The sequence below is a fragment of the Niveibacterium sp. genome, from assembly GCF_041909475.1.
Taxonomy (GTDB): Bacteria; Pseudomonadota; Gammaproteobacteria; order Burkholderiales; family Rhodocyclaceae; genus Niveibacterium.
Genome location: NZ_JAYRDJ010000002.1, coordinates 32,562 through 50,503 on the forward strand (window position 1 = coordinate 32,562; position 17,942 = coordinate 50,503).

Below are 17,942 nucleotides of genomic sequence, written 5' to 3' on the forward strand. Positions count from 1 at the left end.
GCGACCTGCGCCGCCGCGGTGGGCTTACTTGCCGATGTTGTAGACGCCGCTACCGACGAAGGCCTCCATGCCCGGGATGCGCTTCACATACGCGCTCTTCTTTTCCAGCGCTTTCGTTTGCGGATGTGGCCAGTCGTAGTCGATCCAGCCTTCGCCCTTGCTGCGGGTCATGTCGACCATCTCGCGGATCAGCATCTTGCCGTCGGCGGTCTTCAGGTCAATCAGGTTGGTGTTGCGCAGCTTGGGGTTGGCGCCGTGAGCGATGTTCTTGCCGCTGAAGTCGTACGCGAAGAGGTACAGGTCGCGGTCGTGCCAAGGCTTGCTGCCCGGCGTGCTGAAGTCGGTGAAGGCGGCGTCCGGTCCGGCACTTTTGATGTGGGCCAGCGCCTTGTCCACGAGGGCTTTTGCCTCCTCGCGGGTCGCCTTCTCCTGTGCGATCGCTGCGGTATTGGCCGTGAGGGCGACCAGGCCTGCGATCAGGATGTTGCGCAAGATCTTCATTTCCCCTCCTTTGTCGAACGTTGTGGGGAGCCAGTGAGGCTCTGCCGTCTTAACGGCCGTTCGGGGGAAATGTGTAGCGTCGATTCTGGGCGTCAGAACCCGAGCTTGCGTAGCACATGACGGCCACGCGCCGCGAAGGCGGTGTCCGGCATGCCGAGCTCGTAGATGCTCCCGGATTCAGTCTCGATGCGTTTGCTCAACGGATCGTAGGCGACGATCGGTGTGGTGCTGCCACGATGGCTGCGCAGCACTGCACCGATTACCCCTGCGGCATCGGTCACCTGTACGTTGCGTTCTTCCGTGGTGAGCCACCAGCCGCTGATGCGGCCGCGTGCGCGATGCTGCGACAGGTGGGTCGCACCCGGCGGCAACAGCTGCGGCACGCTGTCGGCGGCGTGGGGGGCGGGATGGACGACGTCTTCCATCTGCGCGAGCAGATGATCGATGCCCTCGATGAAGTTGGTCTCCACCTGGGCCTGCATTGCCTCGGTCATGGTTATGCCTTTGGAATAGTTTTAAGGGCGACGCCAGAATACTCGTTCGGCATGCCATGACAAGGCCTAGGGAAAACCCTAGCGACGGTACTGTCTCACAGTGCGCTGCGAAATATCGCCGCCCGCCCCAGAACGGTGCAAATTCAAGGCCTTCGAGTCACAGGGCTAGCCGCCAGAAGCCACTTTTGCCGCGGAGCCTGTCGGGCGCTTGAAGCGACCACCGAGCAGCCAATGACCGCCTGCGTAATCCACCGTCGCACCACCGGTGTTTTGCCACCAGCGTTCGCGGTCGAACATCTCGCGTGGCACATATTCCGGATGCAGGCTCGCAAGCGGATAGGACCAATGCCGCGTGCGTCGCTTGCGGGTGGCTTCCAGCAGCCAGGTCTGGTCGTTCTCGCGCACGACGACCCAGGCGTGGCCGCCGCCGTTCATCGTGCCGAGCACCACGCGTGCGTCCTTGCCAAGCCCGATCAGCCAATCGGCCAGCGCGATCGCGTGGTCTTCGCAGTCTCCGCGCGGATTGCCCATTGATTCGCGCGAGGTCTGCCACATTTCTCGCACGCCGTATTGTTGCGGGTCCTCGACGTAGGTCTTGCGGTGCGCGATTACGTACAGCGGCACCCACGGCTCGGCCTTGGGCATCGGCACGTAGCCTTCGAGGAATTGATTGACGAAGTGGTGGTGCCGGTCGGTACCCGGGGCCACGGTCGTGACCGGCGCGCCGCCAACGCTGAAGTGGTAGGGCAACCAGCGATCCGGCCCCTGGTGGCGCGACACCGTGCGGTCGAGTTGCTGCTCATGCACACGCTTGCCATTGCTCAGTTGCACGACCGCATCGCTGCCCGCCGGCGCATTGCCAGCCGCGGTGGCCGCCCGCCAGTCGATCCGCCAGTCGGGCTCGATCGGCAAGGGCAGTTCGCTGCGGCCGTAGACGCCGATTGCAACCAGTGCGCAGGCAAGCCCGGTCAGCAGCAGGAGCGGGCGATGTGCGCCAGGCTTGCCGGCAGTCATCCGCGCAGCCCGAAGGACAGCAGTACCGCGATGAACAGCAGCATGGTCGAGGCGAAGATCGCCACGGCGATGTTGCCCTTCTTGAGTTCTTCCTCGAAGTCCAGCGACTTGAGCAGCACGTTGTCGACGAAGCGCAGCCCGACCACGCCGGCAATCAGGCCCAGCACGGCGTGCAGCAGGTTCATGCCCAGGTTGAAGGCGGTGGCGGTGATGAAGTCAGGGGTCATGGTGTTCTCGGGTGGGCGTGTAGGAACGCCGCGAGTCTAGCCGCGGGGCTGCAACGACAGCGTGTTGCTTGCCACGGCGGGGCTTCCGTCGGCGCTCAAGTTGTCCGGGCGGGGCCCGTTAACCCAGCATGCGCCGTACGGGTGCCGTGCGCTGAACCCATTCGCTGGCACAGCAGCCCGTTGCTCGTTCTTCATGCCGAGGTGGGTATGTCCGGAGGAATCACCATGCAATTCTTCGATAGCTTGAGCCTGCGCGCCAAGTTGCTGTTGAACTTCATCGTTTCGGCTGGCGTGCTGATCATTGCGATCATCTTCTGCGTGCTGCAGATCCAGAATATCCGCCGTGATACCGCAGAGATCACCAATGACTGGCTGCCGTCTGTGCAATCGGCGGCACGGATCAGCCAGGAGCGGCTGCGTCACCGTGTGCGCAGCCTGGAGTACATGCTGCCCGGCTCGGAGGACGAAAAGAAGAAGATCGAAGCCTCGCTGAAGAAGCTTGAGGCCGATGTTGGCGATGCGATCAGTGCTCACCGCAAGCTTTCCACCTCGCCGGACGAGAAGAAGATCACCCAGGCTGTCGCCGACGCTTTCGACGCCTACCGCAGTTCGGTGAATGAGGCGGTGGCTGCGGCGCTCGGCGGTGATGAGGCCAAGGCACAGGAGCTGCGCAAGGGGGCTTGGGTCAAGGCTGCGAATGCGCTGCGTGACCAGACCGATGCGCTCGCCAAGCTCAACGGCGAAGGCGCCCGGCGCTCAGCCGAGTCTGCCGAACGCAACGTTGCGCTGGCCACGCGGGGAAGTCTGATCGCGCTGGTGGTCGGTGTGATCGTCGCGATTGTCTTCTCATTCCTCACCTCACGCCGCATCGAACAGCGGCTTGCCGAAGCGGTCACGGCCGCGCGCCGCATTGCCGACGGCGACCTGAGCGGCAAGTTACCGCCCGCGTCGCGTGACGAGATCGGGCGCCTGATCGAAGCGATACAGGCGATGCAGGAATCGTTGCGCGGTGCGATCAGCGCCACCCATGAGCAGGCCGGACAGGTATCGGCCTCGGCCAATGCGCTGTCGCATGGTGTGGATGAGATGGAGGGCAACGCGCAGGCGGCGAGCGCCGCAGCGTCGGCGATCGCTGCCAACGTGGAAGAGCTGACTGTGTCGATCAACCATGTGTCCGATGACACGCAGGAGGCCAGCCGCCTCGCACTTGAATCGGATCAGCGCGCCCGCAGCGGCCGCGAAACGGTGGAGGCCGCGGTGGCGGAAATCCAGCGTGTGCAGTCGGTCGTGCAGGATGCCGCGGAACGCATTGCCGAACTCGAACGCCAGTCCGGCCGCATCTCCGAGATCGTGGTCGTGATCAAGGATATTGCCGACCAGACCAACCTGCTGGCGCTCAATGCCGCGATTGAAGCGGCGCGCGCAGGCGAGCAGGGACGCGGTTTCGCCGTGGTCGCTGACGAGGTGCGCAAACTCTCGGAGCGGACCGCGCACTCGACCGGCGAGATCACGCAGATGATCGGCGGCATTCAGGCGTCGACGCGGCTCGCGGTGTCGGGTATCCGCGATGGCGTCAGCTCGGTCGAGAGTGGCGTGCGGCTCACCACGGACGCTGGCGCGGCGATTGGGGAACTGCAGGATATTGCGCGCCGCGTGGCCGCCGTCGTGGGTGATATTTCGGAGGCCTTGCGCGAGCAGTCCGCGGCCTCCACCGACGTGGCGAAACGCATCGAACAGATCGCGGTGCATGCCGAGGAAACCAATGCCGCTACCGCGCGCAGCGGTGAAGCTGCTCATGCGCTCGAACGCATTGCGGCCGACATGCTGACGACGGTGGCACGCTTCCGGCTCTGAGCGCCGCCTCGTGTTGCTGCGGCGCCTGCTCGCCCTGTGCGCCTGCCTCGCGGCCGTAACGGGCGCCGCCGCGGATGATGCGCTCGCGCTCTACTTCAACGAGCGTCCGCCCTTCAACGCAAGTGCAGCGGACGGCAGCGTAGCCGGCCTCACTGCAACACCCGCGGTGTCCGCCCTGCGCCGTGCCGGCATTCCCTTCCGTTGGGAGCTGACTCCGCTGGCGCGGCAGTTCGCGCTGATCGAGCGTGGCGACAGTTTTGGCTGTGCGGTGGGTTTGTTCCGCAACCCGCAGCGCGAGCAGATCGGCAAGTTTTCGGTGCCGCTGTATCGGGATAGGGGCGTGGTGGCGATTGCGCGTGCGGGCCCTGGCTGGCGTGACGGCGCGAGTTTCGTGGAGCTTTTGCGCAAGCGTCATCTGCGCATGCTCTACAAGAGCGGGCTCACCTACGGCGCGACGGTGTCGCGCTTGATTCGACAGCATCCGCCCGTGATGGAGACGGTATCGGTGGAAACGCCGGTCATGGTGCAGATGATTCGCGCCGAACGCGCCGACTGGATGCTGGTCGCGGAAGAAGAAGCCGAATACCTGATCGCGCAGGCGGGCGTGCCGCGTGCTTCGATGGCCGTGGCGCGTTTTCGCGATCTGCCGGGTGGCGAGGCGCGGCACCTGTTCTGCAGCAGGGCGGTTCCCGATGCGCTGATCGAGCGCATCAACAAGGCCTTGGCCGAAGCGGCCTGGCCTGCGACGCGCGAACGCCCCTGAGCCCGCGGCGAGGGAAACCACTGCCTTGACCGGATTCCGTACGCCTGCGTACATTGCCGGCCAATGCGACGGCCGCGTACTGGTCGACCGCGTTTCACACTGCCTGGCGTGCGCACCGCGCCGCCCTTGAAAGGACTCAGCCATGCCGATCGCGCTACCGCGCCGTGTCGCGATTGTGGGTGCCAACCGCATCCCCTTCGCCCGCTCAAATACTGCCTACGCCCAGCTCAGCAACAAGACGATGCTGACCGACACGCTGCGCGGGCTGGTGGAGAAACACCATCTGCAGGGCGAGTTGCTCGGTGAAGTGGTTGGAGGCGCGGTGATGAAGCACGCGCGTGACTGGAACATGGTGCGCGAATGCGTGCTGTCGTCCGGCCTCAACGCCAACACGCCGGCCTTCGATGTGCAGCAGGCCTGCGGTACCGGCCTTGAGGCCGCGATCCTCGTTGCCAACAAGATCGCGCTGGGCCAGATCGATGCTGGCATTGCCTGCGGCGTCGACACCACGTCCGACGCCCCTGTGGCGGTCAACCGCGGTCTGCAGCGTGCGCTGATGGATCTGAACGCGGCGAAAACCACCAGCGCCAAGCTCAAGCACCTGATGCGGGCGATTAACCCGAAACACCTGGTGCCGGAGCTGCCGGCCAACGCCGAACCGCGCACCGGAAAATCGATGGGCCAGCATGCCGAGATCACCGCAAAGCGCTACGGCATCAGCCGCGAGGCGCAGGATGCGCTGGCGCTGGCGAGCCACCAGAAGCTTGCGCGTGCTTACGACGAAGGCTTCTTCGACGATCTGGTGATGCCCTACCACGGCCTCAAGCGCGACAACAATCTGCGGCTGGATTCGTCGCTGGAAAAGCTCGCGAAACTCGCGCCGGCGTTTGACCGCAACGGTGGCACGATCACCGCCGCGAACGCGTCGCCGCTGACTGATGGCGCCTCGGCCGTGCTGCTCGCGAGCGAGGCGTGGGCGCAGAAGAAGGGTCTGCCGATCCTCGCTTATCTGGTGACCGGCGAAGTCGCCGCGGTGGACTTCATCGATGAGCGCGAAGGCCTTCTGATGGCGCCCGCGTACGCGATCCCGCGCATGCTCGCCCGCCTTGGCCTGACGCTGCAGGACTTTGACTTCTACGAGATTCACGAAGCCTTTGCCGCGGTGGTGCTGTGCACGCTGGCCGCGTGGGAGAGCGACGAGTTTTGTCGCACGAAGCTGGGCTTGCCGGGTGCGCTGGGCAGCATCGACCGCGGCCGCCTCAACGTGAAGGGCAGCTCGATCGCTGCCGGCCACCCATTCGCGGCCACCGGCGGCCGCGTTGTTGCCACGCTCGCGAAACTGCTGGCCGAGAAGGGCTCCGGCCGCGGCCTGATCTCGATCTGCGCTGCGGGCGGCCAGGGCGTGACCGCGATCCTGGAGCGCTGAAGCCGATGGCCGACCTGCTGCTGCGCCTTGCCAACGACCGCCGCACCGCGGGGCTGATTCGCCGGCTCGGCTTGCCGACGCCAGTGCGTTTGGCGCGCGTAGCAGGCGGTTACGATGCGGCGCCGCTAGCGGGCCGCGTCGTCGTCTGCGGTGCTTCGCCCGGTGGCGTTGCCGAGTCGTCGCTCAGGCAGGCGGCCGAGGATGCGGGCGCCCAGTGCGTTGCCGCACTCGCCGAGGGGCTGGCGGCCGACACCCTGTTGTTCGACGCGACCGGCTGCCGCACACCCGGCGATCTGGCCGCTCTGCACGGATTCTTCGCGCCCAAACTGCGGCGGCTCGCGCGCAACGGGCGCGTGCTGGTGGTATCGCGCGATCCGGTGGCGCTTGATGACGCGGTGGCGGCGGCCGTCGCCCGCGGCATCGAAGGCTTCGTGCGCGCGCTTGGCAAGGAGATTGGCCGCCGTGGCGCCACTGCCAACCTCGCACGGCTGGTGCCGGGCGCCGAGTCTCAACTCGCCGGCCTGGTGCGCTTCTGCGGCGGGCCGCGCTGTACCTATGTATCCGGCCAGGTGTTCCGGCTGGCGCCGGCAGCGGCGCCGCAGCCTGGTGCCAGTCAGCTGACGGGCAAGGTTGCTGTAGTGACCGGCGCGGCGCGCGGCATTGGCGCGGCGACGGCGCAGCGACTGGCGGAAGAGGGCGCGCGCGTGGTCTGCGTGGATGTCGCAGCGGCGCGTGACGCCCTGTACGAAACCGCTACGCGGGTCGGCGGGCTGCCGCTGGTGCTGGACATCGCGGCGCCCGATGCGCCATCGGCGCTCACGACTTTCCTGCGCGACAAGACCGGCGGGGTCGATATCGTCGTCCACAACGCCGGCATCACACGCGACAAGACTCTCGCGAACATGAAGCCCGAACTGTGGGACGCTGTGATGGCGGTGAATTTCGCCGCGATTGCAGCGATCGATGCCGCGTTGCTCTCCAGCGAAACGCTGCACGAGGGTGGCCGCATTGTTTGCCTGTCCTCGGTCAGCGGCGTGGCCGGCAACTTCGGCCAGACCAACTACGCGACCAGCAAGGCGGCCTTGATCGGCTATGTCGCGGCGCAGGCACCGCTGCTCGCGTCGCGCGGAATCACGATCAACGCGGTAGCCCCTGGATTTATCGAAACGCCGATGACGGCCAGCATCCCGTTGATGACGCGCGAGGCGGGGCGCCGGCTCAACGCCCTGTCGCAAGGCGGTTTGCCGCGCGACGTGGCCGAGCTGATCACCTTCCTCGCGCTGCCCGCCAGCGCCGGCCTGAGTGGCAACACGGTACGCGTATGCGGGCTTGCTTTGATCGGCGCTTGAGCATCACGGACTGTCGGCGATAGGCGACAGACTGCGGTGGCAGGCTTTGACGAGGGTCGTAGTAGGCGGTGAATGTCGGTGGAAACGGTAGTCGGGAAGTCCGAAATCGTCCTACACTGACCGACTTTGGCTCTTCGGCACCCACTCCGGATCGGTGATGAAGCGACGCATTCGCAACCTTGCACGCAAGACGATAAGGCTGGCCGCCGGCTTGTTGCCGCGCAGTTCGCGCAACGCGCTGTTGCGCAACGCGGTGCGTTGCGAGGAGGCGCCGCCGGACAATCTGGTCTTCAAGCTGGCCGAAACGCGCGAAGAGCTTGAGGCCTGCTTCAAGCTGCTGCACGAGGCCTACGTCGGCGCCGGCTTCATGCAGCCGGACGAATCCGGCATGCGCGTTACGCTCTACCACGCGCTGCCGACCACCACCACGCTGCTGGCCAAGTACGACGATCAGGTCGTCGGCACGATTTCGCTGATCCGCGAAAGCTCGCTGGGCTTTCCGCTGCAGCGCATTTTCGATATCGATGCGATCCGCGCGGAAGGCGGCAATATCGCCGAAGTTTCTGCACTCGCGGTGCACAAGCGCTTCCGTATGCGCGGCGGTCTGGTGCTGTTCCCGTTGATGAAGTTCATGCGCGAATACGCGGTGAAGTACTTCGATACGCGCCACTTGGTGATCGCGGTGAACCCGCGCCATATTCCGATGTACGAGGGCTTGCTGTGTTTCCGCCGCCTGAAGCAGAACCCGGTCAGCCACTATGATTTCGTCAATGGTGCGCCGGCGGTCGGGGCGCACCTTGATCTGAAGAAGATGCCGGAGCTGTACCGGCGCGCCTACGCGCACCAGCCACCGTCGAAGAACCTGCATCGCTACTTCCTTGAGCTCAAGCTCAAGCACTTCCAGTTCCCGGACAAGCGTTTCTTCACCACCAACGACCCGGTGATGACGCCGGAGCTGATCAACTACTTCTTCAATCAGCGCACCGACGCTTTCCGCCGCGCCAGCCAGCGCGAGAAGGTGCTGCTGCATGGCATCTACGATCTGCCCGCCTACAAGGCCTACCTGCCGCCGTTGCCGGACGATTCCTTCCGCACCGAGCTGAAGCGCCGCCAGCACCAGCGCTTCTCGGTGATGTGCCCGGCCGGTTTCCATGTGCGCCAGCCGGACGGGCAGCGCTCCCGCGTCTACCCGATGCGGGTGATCGAATGTTCGCGTACCGGCTTCCGTGCGCAGTGCGAGGAATCGATTCCGCTCGATGCCGAAGGCGTGGCCTTCGTCGAACTCGGCGAGGCGGATCGTTGCATGTTGCGCGCGCGGGTGTTGCGGCATGGCCGCAGTAGCGATGCGATTGCGATGTTCAAGCTCGTCGAGCCGGATCCGGTGTGGCTCAAGTTCGTGCGCGCCCTGCGCATGGCGCGCACGCATGACGAACTGGGCGATGCAACCCAGTTCCTCAGTGAATCGCGGCCCTTGTCTACGCCGACGTAGCAGCAGCGGCGGGCACGAAGAACCGCTCGCCAAGCTCTTCCAGCCCCAGCGTCTGCAGAATCTCCTGCAGGCGTTCGCTTGGGCGATTGCGCGGCAGATTCTTGTCGCTGGCGATGATCAGCTCGTTCTTCATCGAGTGTTCCCAGCCGACCAGTTCGGTCACGTTTACCTGGTAGCCATGCGCTTCCAGTTGCAGGCAACGCAACACATTGGTGACCTGGCTGCCGAATTCGCGCGTGTGGATCGGGTGGCGCCACAGTTCGGTCAGCGGTGACTTGAGCGCGCGCCCCTTGTTCTTGCGCAACACGGCGGCCACTTCGGCCTGACAGCACGGCACCAGCACGATGTGGCGAGCGCGCTTGGCGAGCGCGAAGCGGATCGCGTCGTCGGTGGCGGTGTTGCAGGCGTGCAGCGCGGTGACGACGTCGATGCGCGCCGGCAGCGCGGTTGAGGTGATCGAGTCCGCGACCGACAGGTTTAGGAAGTGCATGCCGCCAAAACCCAGGCGTGCCGCCAGCTCGCGCGAGCGCGTCACCAGCTCGTCGCGCGTCTCGATGCCCCACACCGTGCCTTGCGGCGCGGCTTCCTTGAAGAACAGGTCGTACAGGATGAAGCCGAGGTAGGACTTGCCGGCGCCGTGGTCCACCAGGTTCACGTCCGCGTGGTTGCCGAGCACATCCTGCAGCAGCGGTTCGATGAACTGATACAGGTGATAGACCTGTTTGAGCTTGCGGCGGCTGTCCTGGTTCATCTTGCCGTCGCGCGTCAGGATGTGCAGTTCCTTCAGCAGTTCGACGGATTGACCGGGGCGGACTTCGTAGGTTTTGGTCATGGCGATGCGGCAATGGCGGTGGGGCGGATCAGGGTCGGGATTATGCGGCACCGGACGCTGCTGCTCCGTGCAACAGCGAGTGTTGTATTCGTCACGATGCCGGCCGTGGCGAGGGGCTGCGCTCGCGGCAAGCCCCGGCTACGCTGGCACCTGCCAGTCGCGGCGCTGCCTGCGCGCTGGCCGACGCGGCCACGCTCGGCCGCAACCACGGAGGAAGGCGATGAGAAAGCTTGTGCTTGGCCTGGCATGTGCGCTGGCTGTTGCGCCCGCATTTGCCAAGATGGACTGTGAAACCCTGAAGGGGCAGATCACGGAAAAGATCGAAAGCAAGGGCGTGAAGGACTACAGCCTCGAGATCGTCGCGAAAGGCGAAGGCAAGGACGCGAAGATCGTCGGCTCCTGCGATGGGGGCACGAAGGAAATCGCCTATCGCCGTGGCAAGGGCGAAGCCAAGGTTGAAACGAAGGCCGAAGCGAAGTAAGCGGGCCACCCAGGCCCGGCTCGCCGAGGCGAACCGGGCTGGCCGTCGCCGCCGTTAGCGCAGCGCCGGCCACACCTTTCGATAAGCGGCCAGCAGGCGCTGGTGCAGGGCGCTGGATTCAAAGTTGGGCCCGAGCGCATCGAGCCCGAAGAACCGCTGCTCACCGTGCGCGAGGGCTTCCGCCGTTGCGAGCGCGTCTTTCCCGAACAGCGCACTCAGTGCAGGCCCGTAGTGTTCGTCCGCGGGGAGGCGCAGCACCGCTTCCAGCGCTCGGTAGACGCGCGCTCGCGCCGCATCCAGATGGCCGAACTGGCTGACCCAGGCGCAGCGTTCCGCGGCGTCTTCGGTGTCGCCCACAGCAAGCGCCAGCAGTGCTTTCAGTTCGCCTACCCGGAGCGTGCGCCAGGCGGAGTCGGCGTCGGGCGCGAGGCCGATCAGCGCGGCGACCAGGCGTTCGTCGGCCAGGTCCAGGCTGTCGAGCGCATCACGTAGCGCTTCGCACTCGGCTTCGTCCAGCTCGGGCAGGCGTTGCAGCGCCGGGCGCAGCAGGTTGCCGACGCTGTTGTTCTCCCATTCCAGATCCTCGATCGGGTAGATCTCGGACATGCCTGGCACGATGATCCGGCACGCATAGGCGCCGAGGTGGTCGAAGTCCGCGATCAGGATGTCGTGCCCGGCGGCGTGGATCGTGTCGCACAGATGGCGGAACTCGTCTGCTGTGCTGCCGGCAAAATCCCAGTCCGCAAAGTCGAAGTCCGGCGTGCCAGCGAGCAGCCGCCAACCGACGACGCCGGATGAATCGACGAAATGCGTTTCGATGTTCGACGGGTCGGCCACTTCTTCGGCATCGAAGGCCGGTGGCGGAAAGCCCGCCAGCGCGTCGAGTGCGCGCCCTTGCAGCAGTTCAGTGAGTGCGCGTTCCAGCGCAACCTCGAAACGCGGATGTGCGCCGAAACTGGCGTAGCAGCCGTGGTCTGCCGGGTTCAGCAGCGTCACCGTCATTACCGGGAATTCGCCGCCGAGCGACGCATCCTGAACGCGGATGCCGAAGCCGGCGTCGCGCAGCGCGGCCACGCCGGCTGCAATGTGCGGATGGCGCGCCAGCACCGCATCCGGCACATCGGGCAGGCAGAGGTCTTCACGCAGCACGCGGAACTTCACATGGCGTTCGAGGATCTCTGACAGCGCCTGGGTGCGCGCCTCGTCGGCGGTGTTGCCGGCTGCCAGCCCGTTGCTGACGTACAGATTGCCGATCAGGTTCACCGGCATCCAGAGCGTTGCGCCGTCGCGCTGGCGAACATGCGGCAGCGCGCAGATACCGCGTGAGGCGTTGCCGCTGTTGTGCTCGACGAGGTTGGATGCCGGCACGCTCGCATCCGGGTTGTAGAAGTCCTGCAGCGCGGCGTCGAGCAGGCCAGCGGGCCAGCTTTCGTCGTCGCCGAGCGGGAACCAGCGCTCCTGCGGCCCGTGGGTGAAATCGTGCTGCGCGAGCGTTTCACCCAGGTGGTAATGCGACCAGAAGTGGTTGCAGCTTGCGCGTTCGAGGAACTCGCCCAGCGCGCTGGCGCGCGCAGCCAACTGCGAGCCGCCCTTGCCGTTGGTGTAGAGCAGGGGACAATCCGCGTCGCGCAGATGCACCGACCAGCAGTCGGCAACCGGGTTGAGCCAGGCGTGCTCTTCGAGCCGGAAGCCACGCTCGGCCAGCAGACCCTGCAGGCGCGCGATACTTGCTTCGAGTGAAGCATCCTTGCCCGGGATGAAGTGTTCGGGGGCGGTCATGGGGAATTTCCAGGGGGGAGGAAAGGGCGCGATTCTGCGGGGCGCCGCTACCGGCGTCCCTGACCGGGGACAAGCGTCGGGCACTTGCCGCAGCGTGGCACCGATCACGTATCCTCGCGCACTCCCCTTGCTTGGGCCGATGCTGTGACCACACACCCCTTCACCCTTGCCCTTGCTGCGCCGCCGCTCGCATGTTCGATCGCTGCAGGCATGCAGCATGTTGCCGACTATGTGGTTCGCGCCGCCAAGGCCGGGGCGGCGCTGGTGTGCTTCCCCGAGGCCTATGTGCCGGGTATGCGGAGCCTGGATTTCGACGTAGCGCCGCACGATCCGGCGGGCCTGGCTGCGGCGTTGACGCAGGTGCGCGCGCTCGCCCGGCAGCATCGCATCGCAATCGTGCTGCCGATGGAGTGGCCGGACGAAGGAGGTGGATTGCTGAACCTCGCATGGGTGATCGGGCCTGATGGCGAATTGCTGGGCGCGCAAACCAAGAACCAGCTCGACCCGGATGAAGATTCCACCTACACGCCGGGTGATAAGCGCCATGTGTTTGAACTCGATGGTCTGCGTTTCGGCATCGTGATCTGCCATGAAGGCTGGCGTTACCCGGAAACAGTTCGTTGGGCCGCGGTGCGCGGCGCGCAACTGGTGCTGCATCCGCACTTCGGTGGCAGTGACTTCTCCGGAGAGGCGCTGCGCGAGTGGGGCGCTGCGGACGGGCCGATTTACGAAAAGGCGATGCAATGCCGCGCGGCAGAGAACACGGTTTGGTTTGCGAGCGTGAATGTGGGTCTGCGCTATTCGCTGTCCGGCAGCGCTGTGATTTCGCCTGCCGGCCGTTGTGTGGCGCATTTGGGGCATGAAGGCCCGGGACTGCTGGTCACGACAATCGATCTGGCAGAAGCGAGCGGCCGCCTCGCGCGTCGCTACGCGCCGCAGCGCTATCGCGATGATGGATGTGCGGCATGAGCGTCGTCAGCACTGACAACGCCGAACACTACCTCTGGGGCGACGGCTGCGACGGCTGGCATCTGCTCAAGGACCCGTCGCTCAGCGTGATCCAGGAACGCGTGCCGCCCGGCAAGTCGGAGCAAGTGCATCGCCATGCCGTGGCGCGGCAGTTCTTCTACATCCTCGAAGGGCGTGCCGAGATGCGGCGCGCGGACGAGGTTTTCGTGCTGTCGGCCGGGCAGGGCATCGAAGTGCCTCCTGGCGTGCCGCATCAGTTTTGCAACCCCTTCGAATGTGAGGTCGCATTCCTCGTGGTTTCGAGCCCGACAACGCGGGGTGACCGCGAGAACTTGTTGCCCGCCCAGAGCGCGGGTTAGTCTGATCGCACGGCAAGGCCTTGATCTGAATCGGGAGAAGCGATGGAAGCGATTTCGAGCCCCTGGCTCTTCGTGCTGGCGGTAATGGTGCTCAACGTTACGCCGGGGCCGGACACGATGTTGATCGTGGGGCAGAGCGTCGCGCGCGGGCATCGTGCCGGACTGCTGGCTGCGATGGGTATCTCGCTGGGCTGCGCGACGCATGTGCTGTTTGCCGTGCTCGGCTTGTCGGCCCTGTTGCTGGCGTCGGAAACCGCGTTCAACACGCTCAAGGTGGCCGGTGCGATCTATCTCGTCTGGCTTGGCGTCTCGATGCTGCGCGACAAGGGTGAAGCGCCTGCACCGCGCGCCGAAGCACCGCGGGTGTCGCGCCGTGGCCTGCTGTTGCGCGCCTACCTGACCAACCTGCTAAATCCCAAAGTCGTGTTGTTCATGGTGTCCTTTTTTCCGCAGTTCATTCGGCCCGACGTGCCCGGCACAACGATGGCGTTGCTGATCCTCGGTGCTATCTTCGTCGGCCTGTCCACGGTCTATAACAGCGGCATGGCTTGGGCGTCTGGCCGGCTTGCCGCGCGCCTCAGTGGCTCGGGCGTCTGGCGTGTCTGGGTGAACCGCATCACTGGCGTGGCTTTCCTCGGCGTCGGATTGCGTTTGCTGTCGGTAAGCCGACCGAGCGCCTGAAATGAAAACGGCGCCCCGCAGGGCGCCGTATCGGAGAAGGATCAGTTCAGGTGCTGCGCCAGATAGTCGTGCAGCTGTTCAAGCGTCAAGCCCCACTGACCGAGCATGTAGTGCAGCACGGCCTGTTCTGCCGGCGCGATCTGTTCGTCTGCGCCGCTGGCATGGATCGCCAGCGCACAGGCTTTCAGACGTAAAGCCGGGTCAGTGACCGGCGCGAGCACTTGGTCGAGTATCGCCGGATCATTCACCCTCGCCTCGTGCGGCGTGGGGCTCGCCAGCGCCACGTCGACCAGATGATCGGCCAGCACGGTGCGTAGCTCGTGGGCGTCGAGCCCTACGCTTGCGAGGTGCTCCGGGTCCGACAGCGTCGCCAGTTCCGCCTCGGCGAGACTGCCGTCCGCCACCATCATCATCGCAACGATGCGGCCGACGGCCTGTGGGCTGTTTTCCGGATAGGTACGGATCGGGGTCATGCGTGTCTCCTTAGCGGCTGGCGCGCAGCGCGGCAATACGTTCATCGAGCGGCGGGTGCGACATGAAGAGTTTCATGAACGCCGGCCCACCCGAGATGCCGAGGGCTTTCACACCATCTGGCAGCGCACCGCCCTCGGCGTTGAGCTTCAAGCGCTCGAGCGCGTTGATCATCGGCGCGGCGCCGACCAGCTTTGCGGCGCCGGCATCGGCACGGAATTCGCGCTTGCGCGAGAACCACATGACGATGATCGAAGCCAGTACGCCGAGCACCAGTTCGGCGACGATGGTCGTGACGTAAAACGCCGGGCCATGTCCCTCTTCGTTCTTGAACACCAGCTTGTCGACCACGTTGCCGACGATGCGTGCGATGAACATCACGAAGGTGTTCACGACGCCCTGGATCAGCGTCAGCGTCACCATGTCGCCATTTGCGACGTGGCTGACCTCGTGCGCGAGCACCGCTTCCACCTCGTCCGGCCGCATGTTGTGCAAAAGTCCGGTCGATACGGCAACCAGCGCGTTGTTGCGGCTCGGGCCAGTGGCGAATGCGTTGAGTTCAGGCGAGTCATACACCGCGACTTCCGGCATCTTGATACCGGCGGCCTGCGCCTGACGTGCCACCGTGTCGAGCAGCCAGGCTTCGGCTTGATTGCGCGGCTGGGTGATCACCTGCGCGCCGGTCGAGAACTTGGCCATCCATTTCGAGATGGCGAGCGACACGAAGGCGCCACCGAAGCCGAAGATCGCGCAGAACACCAGCAGGCTCTGCAGGTTCAGGCTGCCGTTGGCTTCGAGGTAGCGATCCAGCCCGAGCAGGCGGGCGGTGATCGACAGCAGGATGACGATCGCGACGTTGGTCGCGACAAGCAGCAGAACGCGTTTCACAGGTTTTCCTTTCAATGCGCGTTGATCGATCCGGCGCCGGGCCCGTGAAACGGAAAGGGCCTTGCACCGTTGCCGGACAAGGCCCTGTCGAATGGACGAGCGACCGCGCCGGACATGCCGGTAACGGTCTCGCTCGCAGCCCCTTGCGGAACCGCCTGTGCGCCGGATCGGGTGAGCGATCGTGGTGACGACGCAGCAGAAGTGAGCTACTCCCCATCTACCGTACCGGCTCTCCTGAACCGGTACGCTGGTGTAGATGGTGACGCTGCGGGAAAGTTCAATCCCCTCCGCTAAACTTTCGCCATGTTTCCGCATCGCCGCATCGCCCACCTCGACATGGACGCCTTCTTCGCGTCGGTCGAACTGCTGCGCCAGCCTGAACTGCGTGGCTTGCCGGTGGCGATCGGCGGCATTGGCGACTCCCGCACACCGGAAGGGCGCGCGCAGTTGCTTTCGAGCCGCGGCGTGCTGACCACCGCGACCTACGAGGCGCGCGCCTTCGGTTGCCGTTCAGGCCAGCCGATTCGAACTGCGTTGCGGCTGTGCCCGGAACTGATCGTGTTGCCTGTCAATTTCGCGGCTTATCGGCATTACTCGCGCCTCTTCAAGGCCGCCGTCGCGGAAGTGGCCGATTGCATCGAAGATCGCGGTATCGATGAGATCTACATCGATCTGACCGACGTACCCGGCGACACCGAGACGGTGGCGCGTGCGATCAAGGCACGCGTCAGCACTGCGACAGGCCTTACCTGCTCGATCGGCATTGCACCGAACAAGCTGATCGCGAAGATTGCCTCGGATCTGGACAAGCCGAACGGGCTGACGATCATCGACGAGGCCGCGATCCCTGTGCGGATCTGGCCGCTGGCCGTGAGCAAGATTAACGGGGTGGGGCCAAAGGCGAATGCGAAACTCGAACAGCTTGGCATCCGTACGATCGGTGAGCTTGCCGCCGCCTCGCCGCACATGCTGGTGCGCCACTTCGGCCAGAGCTATGGCCGCTGGCTTGCGGATGCAGGCGCCGGGCGAGATGAGCGGGCGGTGGAAACACATCAGGAGCCCAAGTCGCGTTCCCGTGAAATCACCTTTCCGCATGACACGCGCGACCCACTCACGCTGCTGTCGGTGATCGTGAAACTGTCGCGTCAGGTCGCCGCCGATCTGGCTGCGCGAGGTTACGCAGGGCGCAGCATCGGCGTGAAGGTGAAGTTCGACAACTTCGAGCAGGTCACCCGCGATCGCAAGCTCAGCTATCCGACGGCGGACTTCATGGCGATTCGGGACGTCGCCGTCGATTGCCTGCGCCGCGTTCCGATCGAGCGCAAGTTGCGTTTGCTTGGGGTGAAGGTCGCAGACCTGGAGCCGCAGACCGACGCGGAAGCAGAGCCGCTCGGCCTGACTCGCTCGCTGTTCGACTAAGCCAGAGCAGCGCGGTCGAATGCCGACCGCTCAACGACTCGGGCAGGCCGGGTCCGTACCCCACAAACCCTTGCAGATGCGCCTGCGGCACAGCGAACCTTCGAGCCCACCCAGCCGGTCGCAACGCGCGACGAGCTCCGCCGTGCTGCCTTGCTGCGAACTTGCACCGACCACGTCACGGTTGGCGGTTTGCGCTGCGGTGTGGTCGATGTGCGACACCAGCGCGGCCAGGAGTGCGGCATCCGCCTCGCCCTTTGGCTTCGTGCTGCGTGTCTTCGGTTTGGTCTCGGCTGACTTATGTGCAGGCGGCTTCGGCGTAGCGCTTGAGGCCTGATGGCGCGCCGGAGCGTGCGCCGCCTCGATATGCGGCGCGACGGCGGGCTTCTCGTTGATCGCGCGCTCCGCGCTGGCGGGCGACGTGGCAGCTGTCGATTCCGAGACAGGGGGCGTATCGACCAGGGCGGCGCCGGTCGCAGCTTCGTTGACGGCAGCTGTTTGCACGAGCGACGCGTCAGCCACCTCTGATTGGGCCGCTGCAACAAGTGGTGCCGCAGCGGGTGCCGCTTTGGTGGCAGCACGTTGCGCGATCGGTGGCGGCGGTGCTTCGGTGTTGCCGCCATTGACCACTGCCCACAGCGTTGCGCCGGCCAGCAACGCAAATGCGGACGCCACCGCCGCGACTCCCGCAGTGGCCCAGCGAATCGAGGGTTGCGCCGGTTTCTGCGTGGCGAATGGCGCGAGCACCGCGATCTCCCGGTGCGGCGTACGTGCATGGCCGGCAGGCTGTTCAAACAGCGACGGGCGACGGGCTGCTCCGGTGTTGACCGGGCTCGATTCCGGGGATGTCATGGGCATGAATATTAGCTGCGGGCAAATCGGATTATGCGAGAAGAATTACCGCATATGCCAAATGTATCGACTCGTATAATCCGATCGTCATTTTCCG

Annotated in this window: 19 protein-coding genes; 10 read left to right on the plus strand and 9 right to left on the minus strand. The window is 65.3% G+C overall.

The genetic code is table 11. The features are described 5' to 3' along the window. Positions 1-24 precede the first annotated feature (24 nt). The 4 genes from ACE3P0_RS02365 to ACE3P0_RS02380 all read right to left on the minus strand — a co-directional run bounded on the left by ACE3P0_RS02365 (position 25) and on the right by ACE3P0_RS02380 (position 2,236). Positions 25-501 carry a cache domain-containing protein gene (locus ACE3P0_RS02365; protein ID WP_374399442.1) on the minus strand — a complete coding sequence of 159 codons (477 nt, stop codon included), beginning with the start codon at positions 499-501 and terminating at the stop codon, positions 25-27. 92 nt (positions 502-593) lie between these two features. Continuing rightward, positions 594-995: a hypothetical protein gene (locus ACE3P0_RS02370; protein ID WP_374399444.1), complete on the minus strand. Its 402-nt coding sequence runs from the start codon at positions 993-995 to the stop codon at positions 594-596. Positions 996-1,160: 165 nt separating this feature from the next. Further along, complete coding sequence (locus ACE3P0_RS02375; RefSeq protein WP_374399446.1) at positions 1,161-2,009, minus strand: hypothetical protein; 849 nt, start codon at positions 2,007-2,009, stop codon at positions 1,161-1,163. Then, positions 2,006-2,236, minus strand: a complete 231-nt coding sequence (locus ACE3P0_RS02380) for a hypothetical protein (protein ID WP_374399448.1) — start codon at positions 2,234-2,236, stop codon at positions 2,006-2,008. Before ACE3P0_RS02380 ends, ACE3P0_RS02375 begins: the two co-directional genes overlap by 4 nt. Before the next feature lie 225 nt (positions 2,237-2,461). Here ACE3P0_RS02380 and ACE3P0_RS02385 point away from each other — a divergent pair, with 225 nt between their 5' ends. From ACE3P0_RS02385 to ACE3P0_RS02405, 5 genes are all read left to right on the plus strand, one after another. Beyond that, positions 2,462-4,090 (plus strand): methyl-accepting chemotaxis protein, encoded by a 1,629-nt coding sequence (locus ACE3P0_RS02385; RefSeq protein ID WP_374399450.1) that lies wholly within the window; start codon positions 2,462-2,464, stop codon positions 4,088-4,090. 10 nt (positions 4,091-4,100) lie between these two features. Further along, on the plus strand, positions 4,101-4,853 hold the full coding sequence (locus tag ACE3P0_RS02390; RefSeq protein WP_374399452.1) for a substrate-binding periplasmic protein: 753 nt from the start codon (positions 4,101-4,103) through the stop codon (positions 4,851-4,853). Between the two features lie 142 nt (positions 4,854-4,995). Continuing rightward, positions 4,996-6,279 carry an acetyl-CoA C-acetyltransferase gene (locus ACE3P0_RS02395; protein WP_374399454.1) on the plus strand — a complete coding sequence of 428 codons (1,284 nt, stop codon included), beginning with the start codon at positions 4,996-4,998 and terminating at the stop codon, positions 6,277-6,279. Between the two features lie 5 nt (positions 6,280-6,284). Beyond that, the gene (locus tag ACE3P0_RS02400) at positions 6,285-7,628 is read left to right on the plus strand and encodes a 3-oxoacyl-ACP reductase (RefSeq protein WP_374399456.1); all 1,344 of its coding nucleotides are present in this window, start codon (positions 6,285-6,287) and stop codon (positions 7,626-7,628) included. 157 nt (positions 7,629-7,785) lie between these two features. Continuing rightward, complete coding sequence (locus tag ACE3P0_RS02405) at positions 7,786-9,117, plus strand: hypothetical protein (protein ID WP_374399458.1); 1,332 nt, start codon at positions 7,786-7,788, stop codon at positions 9,115-9,117. Here the strand turns inward: ACE3P0_RS02405 and ACE3P0_RS02410 are convergent. Then, positions 9,104-9,949, minus strand: coding sequence for an SAM-dependent methyltransferase (locus tag ACE3P0_RS02410; RefSeq protein WP_374399460.1), 846 nt, complete (start codon positions 9,947-9,949; stop codon positions 9,104-9,106). The genes ACE3P0_RS02405 and ACE3P0_RS02410 overlap by 14 nt on opposite strands. Positions 9,950-10,169: 220 nt before the next feature. On the opposite strand from ACE3P0_RS02410, the gene ACE3P0_RS02415 reads away from it, so the two are divergent. Continuing rightward, on the plus strand, positions 10,170-10,430 hold the full coding sequence (locus tag ACE3P0_RS02415; protein ID WP_374399462.1) for a DUF1161 domain-containing protein: 261 nt from the start codon (positions 10,170-10,172) through the stop codon (positions 10,428-10,430). A 54-nt stretch (positions 10,431-10,484) separates the two neighbouring features. Here the strand turns inward: ACE3P0_RS02415 and ycaO are convergent, their stop codons facing one another. Then, positions 10,485-12,209, minus strand: a complete 1,725-nt coding sequence (gene ycaO, locus ACE3P0_RS02420; protein ID WP_374399463.1) for a 30S ribosomal protein S12 methylthiotransferase accessory factor YcaO — start codon at positions 12,207-12,209, stop codon at positions 10,485-10,487. Between the two features lie 144 nt (positions 12,210-12,353). Here ycaO and ACE3P0_RS02425 point away from each other — a divergent pair, with 144 nt between their 5' ends. From ACE3P0_RS02425 to ACE3P0_RS02435, 3 genes are read left to right on the plus strand one after another with little or no spacing between them, the layout of a single operon-like run. Then, the gene (locus ACE3P0_RS02425; RefSeq protein WP_374399465.1) at positions 12,354-13,178 is read left to right on the plus strand and encodes a carbon-nitrogen hydrolase family protein; all 825 of its coding nucleotides are present in this window, start codon (positions 12,354-12,356) and stop codon (positions 13,176-13,178) included. Continuing rightward, positions 13,175-13,537, plus strand: coding sequence for a cupin domain-containing protein (locus ACE3P0_RS02430; protein WP_374399467.1), 363 nt, complete (start codon positions 13,175-13,177; stop codon positions 13,535-13,537). Before ACE3P0_RS02425 ends, ACE3P0_RS02430 begins: the two co-directional genes overlap by 4 nt. Positions 13,538-13,579: 42 nt before the next feature. Further along, positions 13,580-14,218: a LysE family translocator gene (locus tag ACE3P0_RS02435; protein ID WP_374399469.1), complete on the plus strand. Its 639-nt coding sequence runs from the start codon at positions 13,580-13,582 to the stop codon at positions 14,216-14,218. A gap of 41 nt (positions 14,219-14,259) precedes the next feature. Here ACE3P0_RS02435 and ACE3P0_RS02440 read toward each other — a convergent pair whose 3' ends face one another. Together ACE3P0_RS02440 and htpX are read right to left on the minus strand one after the other, a co-directional pair. Beyond that, positions 14,260-14,691, minus strand: a complete 432-nt coding sequence (locus ACE3P0_RS02440; protein ID WP_374399471.1) for a hypothetical protein — start codon at positions 14,689-14,691, stop codon at positions 14,260-14,262. A gap of 10 nt (positions 14,692-14,701) precedes the next feature. Beyond that, positions 14,702-15,577, minus strand: a complete 876-nt coding sequence (gene htpX / locus ACE3P0_RS02445) for a protease HtpX (RefSeq protein WP_374399472.1) — start codon at positions 15,575-15,577, stop codon at positions 14,702-14,704. 303 nt (positions 15,578-15,880) lie between these two features. Between htpX and dinB the strand changes: the two genes are divergently transcribed. Next, entirely contained in the window at positions 15,881-16,996 is a 1,116-nt protein-coding gene (gene dinB / locus ACE3P0_RS02450; RefSeq protein ID WP_374399474.1) for a DNA polymerase IV, read from the plus strand. Between the two features lie 30 nt (positions 16,997-17,026). Here dinB and ACE3P0_RS02455 read toward each other — a convergent pair whose 3' ends face one another. Continuing rightward, positions 17,027-17,851, minus strand: coding sequence for a hypothetical protein (locus tag ACE3P0_RS02455; protein WP_374399476.1), 825 nt, complete (start codon positions 17,849-17,851; stop codon positions 17,027-17,029). Positions 17,852-17,942: the final 91 nt, after the last annotated feature.